Origin of the sequence: Klebsiella sp. MS 92-3, assembly GCF_000195655.1 — a bacterium.
Taxonomy (GTDB): domain Bacteria; phylum Pseudomonadota; class Gammaproteobacteria; order Enterobacterales; family Enterobacteriaceae; genus Klebsiella; species Klebsiella pneumoniae.
Genome location: NZ_GL882791.1, coordinates 28,891 through 40,420 on the forward strand (window position 1 = coordinate 28,891; position 11,530 = coordinate 40,420).

Genomic DNA, 11,530 nt, shown 5'->3' on the forward strand with positions numbered 1-11,530 from the left:
CCCCCGTTTCATCTGACGGCGTTTACTCTTTTGGTTTAAAGCGCAGCAAGCGGTTGGCGTTACTCACCACGGTGATCGACGACAGCGCCATCGCCGCGCCGGCGACCACCGGGTTGAGCAGGGTGCCGGTCAGCGGCCAGAGGATCCCGGCGGCAATCGGGATACCCAGCGAGTTGTAGACAAACGCGCCCAGCAGGTTCTGCTTCATATTGCGTAACGTTGCTTTCGAAATCGCCAGCGCATCGGCCACGCCGTGAAGACTATGGCGCATCAGGGTGATCGCCGCGGTTTCAATAGCGACATCGCTGCCGCCGCCCATGGCGATCCCGACATCCGCCTGGGCCAGCGCCGGGGCGTCGTTAATCCCATCGCCAACCATCGCCACTTTGTGCCCCTGGCTCTGCAGACGCTTAATGGCATCGGCTTTACCGTCCGGCAGCACGCCGGCGATCACTTCATCAATGCCGGCTTCTTTGGCGATAGCCTTCGCGGTGGTGGGGTTATCCCCGGTAAGCATCACCAGCCGGTAGCCCTGCCGATGCAAACGCGCCAGGGCGTCGACGCTGTCTTCGCGCAGCGGGTCGCGGATGGCGAACAGCGCGGCGGCCTGACCATCCACCGCCAGCAGCACCGGTGTGGCGCCGCGTGAGGCCTGGGCTGTCATCTCGCTTTCCACCTCGGCGGTATTGATATGCTGCTCGTTGAGCAGCGCCTGGTTACCGAGCAGCAGACGATGACCTTCCGCCTCGCCGCTGACGCCAAGGCCGCGCAGGGTGCGGAAGCCGCTGACTTCCGGCAATGGGCCGTCGGCAGCTTTATCAAGGATCGCTCGCGCCAGCGGATGGCTTGAGCCCTGCTCCAGCGCGGCGGCAAGACGCAGCGCGGTATGCTCATCAACGCCAGCGAAAGTTTTCACCGCCACCACCTGCGGCTTGCCTTCGGTCAGGGTGCCGGTTTTATCGAACACCAGGGTGTCGAGTTCACTGGCGCGCTGCAGCGCATCGGCATCGCGCACCAGCACGCCGTACTCCGCCGCCCGGCCAACGCCGGAGATAATCGACATCGGCGTCGCCAGGCCTAAGGCGCACGGACAGGCGATAATCAGTACCGTGGTGGCAATGACCAGGGTATAGACGATCTGCGGCGCCGGGCCGAAGAAGTACCAGATCGCAGCGCTAATCAGCGCAATGACGACCACCGCCGGAACAAATACGGCGGAGATTTTATCCGCCAGCTGGCCGATCTCCGGTTTGCTGCTCTGCGCCTGGCGCACCATGCGGATAATTCTTGCCAGCGTGGTCTGGCTGCCGACGGCGCTGGCGGTAAACAGCACGCTGCCATCCTGCACCACGGTCCCGGCGTGAATGGCGTCGCCATCGCCTTTTTGCTGCGGCACCGGTTCGCCGGTGAGCATCGCTTCATCAAACCAGGCTTCGCCCTGGCTTATCATGCCGTCGACCGGGACGCGGTCGCCGGTAGTCAGGCGCAGCGTCATGCCCGCCTGAACTTCCGCGAGCGGCAGATCTTTCTCGCCCTCGGGCGTGACGACCCGCGCCGAAGGCGGCGTCAGGTCGAGCAGTTTTTCCAGCGCTTTCGAGGAGCGCTGACGCGCGCGGGCCTCCAGCATATGGCCGAGGTTAATCAGGCCGATAATCATCGCGCTGGCTTCGTAATAGAGATGGCGGGCTTCCATCGGGAACCACTGCGGCCACAGGTTGACGCTCATCGAGTACAGCCAGGCGACGCCGGTGCCGAGCGCCACCAGCGTGTCCATGGTGGCGGTGCCGTTTTTCAGGCTTTTCCACGCGCTGCGGTAGAAGTGGCCGCCGGCGAAGACCATGACGGCGAGGGTGACAAGGCCGATAACCAGCCACAGCGAACGGTTTTCGTCGCTGACCATCATGTTATCGCCGATCATGCCCCAGACCATCACCGGCACGCCGACCAGCAGGGCGACAATCGCCTGCCAGCGAAAACGCTTCATCGTCGCGAGGGCGGTTTCCTGCTGGCGTTCGCGGCGTTGCAGATCGTCTTCGATCGCCTCCGCGCCATAGCCGGCTTTCTCCACCGCCTGCACTAATTCTGCGGCGGACGCACTGCCCATCACTAGCGCCGTGCGTTCCGCCAGGTTAACCCGCGCCTGTGAGACGCCCGGCACCGCGGCAAGCGCGTTTTGTACCCGGGAGACGCAGCTGGCGCAGCTCATGCCGTTGATCAGCAGCTGTTGACTGTCATCTTCGTCATGGGCTGCCGGAAGCTCAGGAGTGGCCGCTGTCAGTGCTTCCGACGGGATTGATGATTCTGCCAGCGGTTTAGCCTTTGGGTGGCTGAGCTCCGCGCCGTATCCGGCTTGTTTCACGGTATCAATCAGCGCTTGCGCGCTGGCGCTGCCCGTCACATGGGCTTCAGTGAGGGTGACTTCCGCTTGCTCAACGTCAGGACGCTGCTCCAGACTCTCTTTCACGCGTTTGACGCAGTGGCCGCAGGAGAGGCCATCCAGCGTCAGGTCGATAGTGTTAGACATAAATAACTCCTGAATAATTTTCCGGTCAACGATTGACCAGACCCACTCTTTCATCGAGTATTAAGAAGGTTAAACCTTCCAGCAAGGGGAAGGTCAAGGAGAAAAAATGAATATCAGCGATGTGGCGAAAAAAACCGGCTTAACCAGCAAAGCGATTCGTTTTTATGAAGAGAAGGGGCTGGTGACGCCGCCGTTGCGGAGCGAAAACGGCTACCGCACCTATAGTCAGCAGCATCTCGATGAGCTGACGCTGCTGCGCCAGGCGCGGCAGGTGGGGTTTAACCTGGAAGAGTGCCGCGAGCTGGTGGCCCTGTTCAACGACCCGTCGCGGCACAGCGCCGATGTGAAAAAACGCACGCTGGAGAAAGTGGCGGATATCGAGAACCATATCCGCGAGCTGCAAAATATGCGCGCGCACCTGCTGGCGCTGGCCGAATCCTGCCCCGGCGACGACAGCGCGGAGTGCCCGATTATCGATAATCTTTCCGGCTGCTGCCATCGCAAGGCGCAGGCTTAACGGACGGCGGGTCTGATTCGTAGCGTAATCCCTTCTACGGCAATCACTTCAACCTTGCTGCCCGCCGCGAAGTCTTCATCGGCAATCACCGGCCAGGAGCTGTCGCCCACGCGGACGTGGCCGCGGCCGTTCACCAGCGGGGCATCCAGCGTCAGGCGGCGGCCCACCAGTTGCTGCCCGCGCTGGTTGAGCTGGGCATCGGCCGGGCGCTGCGTTTTGACGCGCTTGCGCAGCCATTTCGACCACAGCCACGCCGCCAGCAGGGTGAGAACGGCAAACAGCGTGCCTTGCCATTCCCAGCTCAGCGGCAGGAGCCAGGTCAGGGCGCCGGTCACCACGCCGGCGACGCCGCTCCACAGCAGGTATCCGCTGCCGCCCAGCATCTCGGCCGCCAGCAGCAGCCCGCCGAGGCTTAGCCAGAACAGATGGGGGTGTGCGAGGATCATGCCGATCATGATTTTTTCCGATCGCCAGCGCCTTCTTTGATCAGCTCGCTGATCCCGGCGATCGATCCCATCAGGCTGCTGGCATCCAGCGGCATCAATACCACTTTGCTGTTGTTAGCGGCGCCAATCTGCTGCAGCGCATCGGTGTATTTCTGCGCCACGAAGTAGTTGATCGCCTGAATATCGCCCGAGGCGATCGCCGAGGAGACCATTTGGGTGGCGCGGGCTTCCGCTTCGGCGGACCGTTCGCGAGCCTCCGCCTGCAGGAACGCGGACTGCCGTTCGCCCTCGGCCTTGAGGATCTGCGACTGCTTTTCCCCTTCCGCTTTCAGAATTTCCGCCTGTCGCACCCCTTCGGCCTCAAGGATGTACGCGCGTTTGGTACGTTCGGCTTTCATCTGGGCGTTCATCGAGGCGATAAGCTCCGCCGGCGGGCGAACGTCGCGAATTTCGACGCGGGTAATTTTCACCCCCCACGGGTTGGTGGCGTCGTCAACGATATGCAGCAGGCGGGTGTTAATGCTGTCGCGCTGGGAGAGCATTTCGTCCAGCTCCATTGAGCCGAGCACGGTACGGATGTTGGTCATCGTCAGGTTGACGATCGCCTGCTCAAGATTGCTGACCTCGTAGGCGGCCTTTGGCGCGTCGATCACCTGAATAAAGCAGACCGCGTCGATGGTGACGTTGGCGTTATCCCGGGAGATAACCTCCTGCGAGGGGATATCGAGCACCTGCTCCATCATGTTCACTTTGCGGCCGATACGGTCCATAAACGGCACGACTAAGCTTAATCCCGGCTGCAGCGTCTGGGTAAAACGCCCGAAGCGCTCCACCGTCCACTGGTAGCCCTGCGGGACAATTTTCACCGCCGCGGCCACAATAACCAGCGCGACGAAAATAAGGATAGGAATAAAAATCAGCATCAAAAACCTCCTGTCTTGTTGCCTGGCGGGGCGCTACAAGGAAATAGCGCATGTTTAAACTGAGTATATCTTTCTCCTCATCCTGGAGAAAGGAAAGTGCGGTAAACTAGCGGTGTTTCAGAAAATAATCAGGAAGACTCATGAAGGAAAATAACGCGCTTTTGCGTCTCGACGGTGTGGGGTTTAAGACCGACGACGCCGTTATTTTACACAATATCAATTTTCAGCTTCGCGCCGGAGAATTCAAGTTGATTACCGGCCCTTCCGGCTGCGGGAAAAGTACCTTGCTGAAGATTATCGCCTCGCTGCTCAGCCCAACCTCCGGGCGCCTATTCTTCGACGATGCGGATGTCGCGACGCTGTCGCCGGAAAGATATCGCCAACAGGTCTCTTACTGCGCGCAGACGCCGGCCCTGTTCGGTGATTCGGTTTACGATAATCTGATTTTTCCGTGGCAGATCCGCAATAAACAACCGGATCCGCAGGCGCTGCTGGCCGACCTGCAGCGCTTTGGCCTTGACGAAAATATGCTGGAAAAATCCATTAATGAACTCTCCGGCGGGGAAAAGCAGCGCGTATCGCTGATCCGCAATCTACAATTTCTGCCGCGCGTGCTGCTGCTGGACGAAATTACCAGCGCGCTGGATGAAAGTAATAAACAGAATGTGAATGAAATTATTCATGGCTACGCAACGGAAAAACAGGTCGCTGTTCTGTGGGTCACCCACGATCGCAATGAAATTTCGCATGCCGATGAAGTGATTACGCTGCAACCTGCCGGCGGAAATATGCAGGAGGTACAGCATGAACGGGCATAACATTACGAACGAATCGCTGGCGCTGTCGATGGTGCTGGTGCTGATCGCTATTCTGGTCAGCTATCGGGAAAAGCTGGCGCTGGAAAAAGATATTATCTGGAGTATTTGCCGGGCGATCGTGCAGCTGATAATCGTCGGCTATGTGCTGAAATATATCTTTAACGTCAATCATGCGGTTCTGACGCTGTTGATGGTGCTGTTTATCTGCTTTAACGCGGCGTGGAATGCGAAGAAGCGCAGTAAATATATCGACAAAGCTTTTATCTCGTCGTTTATCGCCATCACTACTGGCGCTGGACTAACGCTGGCGGTACTGGTGTTTTCTGGCTCGATCGCCTTCGTGCCGATGCAGGTGATCCCGATTGCCGGGATGGTGGCCGGGAACGCCATGGTGGCGGTAGGGCTGTGCTACAACAATATGGGCCAGCGCTTCAGCAGCGAGCAGCAGCAGATTCAGGAGAAGCTGAGCCTCGGCGCGACGCCGAAGATGGCCTCAGCGCGGCTGATTCGCGAGAGCATTCGCGCGTCATTGATTCCCACCGTCGATTCGGCGAAAACGGTCGGTCTGGTGAGCTTGCCTGGGATGATGTCGGGGCTGATTTTTGCCGGTATTGACCCGGTGAAGGCGATTAAGTACCAGATCATGGTGACCTTTATGCTGCTGTCGACCGCCAGCCTGTCGACGATTATCGCCGGCTATCTGACCTACCGGAAGTTCTTCAACGCCCGCCATCAGCTGGTGGTGACGCAGCTGAAAAAGCGCCCGTGAACGATCCCGGGTTGCGGCGTTCACGCCTTACCCGGGCTACTTAGGCTACGTTCCGCATAGTTCGCGTAGCCCGGATAAGCGCAGCGCTATCCGGGGAAGGCAACGGATTAGTACAGCAGCGAATAGAGCTGACGACGATATTTGGCGGCCAGCGCATCGCCGGTACCGAGGGCGGCGAGGATCTCCTGCAGCATCTTGCGCGCCTGGCCATCGCCGGCGCCTAAATCTTTCTGCAGATGGCTGAACAGCAGGGCCAGCGCTTCTTCATTACGCCCGACCTGATGCAGCTGCAGTGCCAGCTGGGAGGCCAACTGCGCATCCTCCGGATTCTGTTCCACCTGCTGCTGCAACTGCTGGATTTGCGGGGTGTCGGCGGCCTGTTTGAGCAGCTCAATCTGCGCCACCAGACCCTGATAGTGGGTATCCTGATCCTGCAGAGGAATGGTTTTCAGCACGCTTTCCGCTTCATCGGAACGGTGCAGAGCAATCAGCGTTTCCGCCAGCAGCAGGCCAATCTGGCTTTCCTGATTCGACAGCTGCCAGGCTTCCTTCAGCAGCGGCAGGGCATCGGCGTATTTTTCTTCCTGCATCAGGGCCAGCGCCTGCTGAGCTTTCAGCTCCTCTTCACGGGGCAGGACTTTATCCAGCAGGGCGCGGATCGCTTCTTCCGGCTGCGGGCCTTCAAAACCATCCACCGGCTGGCCGTTCTGGAACAGATAAACCGTTGGGATGGCGCGCAGACCAAACTGTGAAGCGAGCATCTGCTCGGCGTCGCAATCGACCTTCGCCAGCGTGAACTGGCCGTTGTATTGGGCTGCCAGGCGCTCGAGCACCGGGGTCAGCTGTTCGCAGTGCTGGCTGCGGGCAGACCAGAAATAAAACAGCACCGGAACGTTCATGGACTGCTGTAGCGTCTGCTGCAGGTTCGCTTCGCTAATGTTGACAATATTCTGTTCGGACATGGGCATTTCTCGTTAGTCGATTTCTATTTTACATGGGGGCGGCATTCCGCGCTTCAACTCAGCCGTGGATAATTTTGTCCATCGCGCGGGCAGGCAGCAGGCGCTTAAGCAGCGCCACCGCGTGGGTGACCAGGGTGACCGGATAGCGCAGCTTTGGTTTATCGCTGGTAAAAGCATGGCGCACTTTTTCCACCACCGCCTCCGGCCCGAGGGTAAAGCGGGCGGCGATACCCGGGTTTTCTACGGGCTTATCGCTTTGCGTCTGGTTGACGTTATCGGTAAAGCGGGTGCGGATCGGGCCCGGTTCAATCAGGCTGACCTGAATACCGCTGTGGCGCAGCTCCATGCGCAGCGCGTCGGACCACGCCTCGAGGGCATATTTACTGGCGGCATAGGCTCCGCGGCCGGGACTGGCGATAAGCCCCATCACCGAGGAGGTCATCACGATGCGCCCTTCGCCGTGCGGCGTCATCGCCGGCAGCAGCAGCATGGTGAGCTGATGCGCGCCGAAAAAGTTAGCGGAAAATTGCTGTTCCATCTGCTGGCGGCTGATGGTGTTCAGCGGGCCATAGACGCCATACCCGGCGTTATTGAACAGGCCGTAGAGACGATTATCGGTCAGCGCAATCACCTCCGCTGCCGCGCGCTCCACGCTCTGCGGGTCATCCAGATCGAGCAAAATACCGGTTAGCCCCAGCTCCTGCATCCGCGCGACATCCTCTGCTTTGCGGCAGGCCGCCAGCACGCGAAAGCCCTGGCGGGTTAAATCCAGCGCGCTTTCCAGACCAATTCCGCTGGAACAGCCTGTCACTAAAACCGTTTTTTGCATAACTTTACCTGTCAGCGACCCCTGGCGTTCAGGAGTCATGATTAACTAAGGGAGCCAGCCGCTTCGCCATCCAGTCGGCGATAAACGGCTGCGCGTCGCGATTTGGGTGAATGCCGTCGTCCTGCATCCATTGCGGCTTGAGATAGACCTCCTCCATAAAAAAGGGCAGGAGAGGAATAGCGAACTCTTTGGCCAGGGCCGGGTAAATCGCGCCGAAGGCTTCATTATAGCGGCGGCCATAGTTCGCCGGCAGGTGAATTTGCATCAGCAGCGGCTCGGCGTTGGCCGCTTTGATATCTTTAATAATGGTGCGCAGCGTCTGCTCGGTCTGCTGCGGCGGAAAACCGCGCAGTCCGTCATTGCCGCCGAGCTCAACCAGCACCCAGCGCGGCTGGTGCTGCTTAAGCAGCGCTGGCAGGCGAGCCAACCCCTGCTGCGAGGTATCGCCGCTGATGCTGGCGTTCACCACCGGCGTTTTCGCCTGCCACTGCTCATTGAGCAGCGCAGGCCAGGCGGAGTTGGCCGCCATCCGATAGCCAGCGCTCAGGCTGTCGCCGAGGATCAGCAGCGTGTCCGCCGCCATCGCGCGGCAGGTAAACAGGAACAACAACAGGAAAGGCACATGCCAGCGGAAAACATACTTGAAGTTCATCATCTTAAGAAGTCCGTCGGTCAGGGGGAGCATCAGCTCTCCATCCTTACCGGAGTTGAGCTGGTTGTCAAACCGCGGCAGACCATCGCCCTGATCGGCGAGTCGGGTTCCGGTAAATCGACCCTGCTGGCGATCCTCGCCGGCCTCGACGATGGCAGCAGCGGGGAAGTATCGATGCTGGGCAAACCGCTGCACCGGATGGATGAAGAGGCGCGGGCGGCGCTGCGGGCGCAGCACGTTGGTTTTGTTTTTCAGTCGTTTATGCTGATCCCGACGCTCAACGCCCTGGAGAACGTCGAGCTGCCGGCGCTGTTGCGCGGCACCAGCGATAGCCAGAGTCGGGGCGATGCCCGCGCGCTGCTTGAGCAGCTGGGACTTGGCAAACGTCTGCACCACCTGCCGGCGCAGCTCTCCGGCGGCGAACAGCAGCGGGTGGCGCTGGCCCGGGCCTTTAACGGGCGCCCGGCCATTCTGTTCGCCGATGAGCCCACCGGCAACCTCGATCGCCAGACCGGGGACAAAATTGCCGATCTGCTGTTCTCGCTTAATCGCGAACACGGCACCACCCTGATCCTCGTCACTCACGATCCGCTGCTGGCGGCGCGCTGCGATCGCCGTCTGCGCCTGGTGGATGGCCAGCTGCGGGAGGAAGCATGATCGCCCGCTGGTTCTGGCGCGAATGGCGCTCGCCGTCGCTGCTGATCGTCTGGCTGGCGTTAAGCCTCGCCGTGGCCTGCGTGTTGGCCCTGGGGTCGATAAGCGATCGGATGGAGAAAGGCCTTAGCCAGCAAAGCCGTGAATTTATGGCCGGCGACCGTACGCTGCGCAGTTCGCGCGAGGTACCCGCCGAGTGGATCGCACAGGCGCGGAAGTCAGGGCTGACCGTCGGCGAGCAGCTGAACTTTGCCACCATGACGTTCGCCGGGGATACGCCGCAGCTGGCGGACGTTAAGGCGGTGGACGACCGCTATCCGCTGTATGGCACCCTCGAGACGCAACCGCCGGGGCTGAAACCGCAGGCGGGGAGCGTGCTGCTGGCGCCAAGGCTGATGGCGCTCCTGAACCTGAAAACCGGCGATACGATTGACGTTGGCGATGCCACGCTGCGCATTGCCGGGGAGGTGATTCAGGAGCCGGATGCAGGGTTTAACCCCTTCCAGATGGCGCCGCGGCTGATGATGAATATGGCTGACGTGGCAAAAACCGGGGCCGTGCAGCCCGGCAGTCGCGTCGCATGGCGCTATAAGTTCGCCGGCGACGCTGAACAGCTGGCCAATTATGAGCAGTGGCTGCTGCCGAAGCTCGGCCCGGAGCATCGCTGGATTGGCCTTGACCAGGACGACAGCGCGCTGGGCAAATCCCTCGAACGCTCGCAGCAATTCCTGTTGTTATCCGCGCTGTTGACGCTGCTGCTGGCCGTCGCCGCAGTGGCGGTAGCGATGAGCCACTACTGCCGCAGCCGCTATGATCTGGTCGCCATACTCAAGACGCTGGGCGCCGGAAGGTCGCAGCTGCGCAAGCTTATCGTCGGCCAATGGCTGCTGCTGTTGACGCTGTCGGTGATAACCGGCGGGGTGGCGGGCCTGGCGCTGGAGCGTCTGCTGCTGCTGGTGCTCAAACCGGTGCTGCCCGCCGCGTTACCCGCTGCCAGCGGTTGGCCGTGGCTGTGGGCTATCGGGGCGACAGGCGTCATTTCCCTGCTGGTGGGCCTGCGACCCTATCGACTGCTGCTGGCGACCCTGCCGCTGCGAGTGCTGCGTCAGGATGTGGTGGCTAACGTCTGGCCGTTGAAAATCTGGATCCCGGCGGTTAGCGTCGTGGTGGTGGGCCTGTTGGCCTGGCTGCTGGGCGGCAGCCCGCTGCTGTGGTCGGTGCTGGCCGGGGCGGTGGTGCTGGCGCTGCTGTGCGGCCTGGTGGGCTGGGGATTGCTGTGGCTGCTCAAACGCCTGACGCTCAAAGCCTTGCCGCTGCGTCTGGCGGTGAACCGCCTGCTGCGCCAGCCGTGGTCGACCCTCAGCCAGCTGGCGGCGTTTTCCCTGTCGTTTATGCTGCTGGCGCTCCTGTTGGTGCTGCGCGGCGATCTGCTTGACCGCTGGCAGCAGCAGTTGCCCCCGCAGAGCCCGAACTACTTTCTGATCAATATCGCCCCTGAGCAGATAGTGCCGGTGAAGACCTTCCTCGCCGAACACCAGACGCGGGCGGCGGAATTCTATCCGATCGTCCGGGCCCGTCTGACGCAGATCAACGGTCAATCCACGGACGGGAACAAAGACGAAGCGCTGAATCGCGAGCTTAATCTCACCTGGAGCGAACAGCGTCCGGATCATAATCCGCTGGTGGCCGGCAGCTGGCCGCCGAAGTCGGGCGAGGTATCGATTGAGGAGGGGCTGGCGCAGCGGCTGGGGATAAAGATCGGCGATACAGTGACCTTTACCGGCGATACCCAGGAGTTCAGCGCGAAGGTCAGCAGCGTGCGCAAAGTAGACTGGGAGAGCCTGCGGCCAAACTTCTTCTTTATTTTCCCCGCCGGGGCGCTGGACGGGCAGCCGCAGAGCTGGCTCACCAGCTTCCGCTGGGATAACGGTCCCGCGATGTTGACCCAGCTGAACCGCGAGTTTCCCACCGTCAGTCTGCTGGATATCGGCGGCATCCTGCGTCAGGTCGGCCAGGTGCTCTCCCAGGTCAGCCGGGCGCTGGAGGTGATGGTGGGCCTGGTGACGGCCTGCGGCGTGCTGCTGTTGCTTGCGCAGGTGCAGGTCGGTATGCGTCAACGCCATCAGGAGCTGGTGGTCTGGCGCACGCTGGGGGCAGGAAAATCGCTGCTGCGCGCTACGCTGTGGGCGGAGTTTGCCCTGCTGGGGCTGGTTTCCGGCCTGGTGGCGGCGATAGGCGCGGAAGTGGCGCTGGCGATGCTGCAGACGAAAGTCTTTGATTTTCCCTGGGCGCCGGACTGGCGCCTGTGGGTGTTGCTGCCGCTGACGGGAGCGGTGTTGTTATCCCTGTGCGGCGGCGGGCTGGGGCTGCGTCTGTTAAAAGGAAAAGCGCTATTCCGCCAGTTTAGCCAGTAAGAATATTGCATTTTGATGATGC

General features: G+C 60.9%; 11 protein-coding genes. 5 read left to right on the forward strand and 6 right to left on the reverse strand.

Features of this window, described 5'->3' with window-relative positions; genetic code table 11:
* Positions 1-22: 22 nt before the first annotated feature.
* Positions 23-2,524 carry a copper-exporting P-type ATPase CopA gene (copA, locus tag HMPREF9538_RS17210; protein ID WP_004177225.1) on the reverse strand — a complete coding sequence of 834 codons (2,502 nt, stop codon included), beginning with the start codon at positions 2,522-2,524 and terminating at the stop codon, positions 23-25.
* 106 nt (positions 2,525-2,630) lie between these two features.
* Between copA and cueR the strand changes: the two genes are divergently transcribed.
* Complete coding sequence (gene cueR / locus HMPREF9538_RS17205; protein WP_002892208.1) at positions 2,631-3,041, forward strand: Cu(I)-responsive transcriptional regulator; 411 nt, start codon at positions 2,631-2,633, stop codon at positions 3,039-3,041.
* On the opposite strand, the gene HMPREF9538_RS17200 is transcribed toward cueR, so the two are convergent.
* The gene (locus HMPREF9538_RS17200) at positions 3,038-3,496 is read right to left on the reverse strand and encodes an NfeD family protein (RefSeq protein ID WP_004142979.1); all 459 of its coding nucleotides are present in this window, start codon (positions 3,494-3,496) and stop codon (positions 3,038-3,040) included. The genes cueR and HMPREF9538_RS17200 overlap by 4 nt on opposite strands.
* Positions 3,493-4,410: an SPFH domain-containing protein gene (locus HMPREF9538_RS17195; RefSeq protein WP_002892258.1), complete on the reverse strand. Its 918-nt coding sequence runs from the start codon at positions 4,408-4,410 to the stop codon at positions 3,493-3,495. The genes HMPREF9538_RS17200 and HMPREF9538_RS17195 overlap by 4 nt, the downstream gene beginning before the upstream one ends.
* A gap of 140 nt (positions 4,411-4,550) precedes the next feature.
* Between HMPREF9538_RS17195 and fetA the strand changes: the two genes are divergently transcribed.
* Both fetA and fetB read left to right on the forward strand, forming a co-directional pair.
* Positions 4,551-5,228: an iron efflux ABC transporter ATP-binding subunit FetA gene (fetA, locus tag HMPREF9538_RS17190; protein WP_004177224.1), complete on the forward strand. Its 678-nt coding sequence runs from the start codon at positions 4,551-4,553 to the stop codon at positions 5,226-5,228.
* Complete coding sequence (fetB, locus tag HMPREF9538_RS17185) at positions 5,215-5,997, forward strand: iron efflux ABC transporter permease subunit FetB (RefSeq protein ID WP_004177223.1); 783 nt, start codon at positions 5,215-5,217, stop codon at positions 5,995-5,997. Before fetA ends, fetB begins: the two co-directional genes overlap by 14 nt.
* 107 nt (positions 5,998-6,104) lie before the next feature.
* Here the strand turns inward: fetB and HMPREF9538_RS17180 are convergent, their stop codons facing one another.
* From HMPREF9538_RS17180 to tesA, 3 genes are read right to left on the reverse strand one after another with little or no spacing between them, the layout of a single operon-like run.
* Positions 6,105-6,959, reverse strand: a complete 855-nt coding sequence (locus tag HMPREF9538_RS17180; protein ID WP_012737523.1) for a co-chaperone YbbN — start codon at positions 6,957-6,959, stop codon at positions 6,105-6,107.
* A 58-nt stretch (positions 6,960-7,017) separates the two neighbouring features.
* On the reverse strand, positions 7,018-7,827 hold the full coding sequence (locus tag HMPREF9538_RS17175; protein WP_009484702.1) for an SDR family oxidoreductase: 810 nt from the start codon (positions 7,825-7,827) through the stop codon (positions 7,018-7,020).
* Positions 7,817-8,440 (reverse strand): multifunctional acyl-CoA thioesterase I/protease I/lysophospholipase L1, encoded by a 624-nt coding sequence (gene tesA / locus HMPREF9538_RS17170; protein WP_029503605.1) that lies wholly within the window; start codon positions 8,438-8,440, stop codon positions 7,817-7,819. The genes HMPREF9538_RS17175 and tesA overlap by 11 nt, the downstream gene beginning before the upstream one ends.
* Here tesA and ybbA point away from each other — a divergent pair.
* The gene (gene ybbA, locus HMPREF9538_RS17165; RefSeq protein WP_009484704.1) at positions 8,411-9,097 is read left to right on the forward strand and encodes a putative ABC transporter ATP-binding protein YbbA; all 687 of its coding nucleotides are present in this window, start codon (positions 8,411-8,413) and stop codon (positions 9,095-9,097) included. The two genes, tesA and ybbA, sit on opposite strands and share 30 nt — an antisense overlap.
* Entirely contained in the window at positions 9,094-11,508 is a 2,415-nt protein-coding gene (gene ybbP / locus HMPREF9538_RS17160) for a putative ABC transporter permease subunit YbbP (RefSeq protein WP_009484705.1), read from the forward strand. The genes ybbA and ybbP overlap by 4 nt, the downstream gene beginning before the upstream one ends.
* The last annotated feature ends 22 nt before the right edge of the window (positions 11,509-11,530 follow it).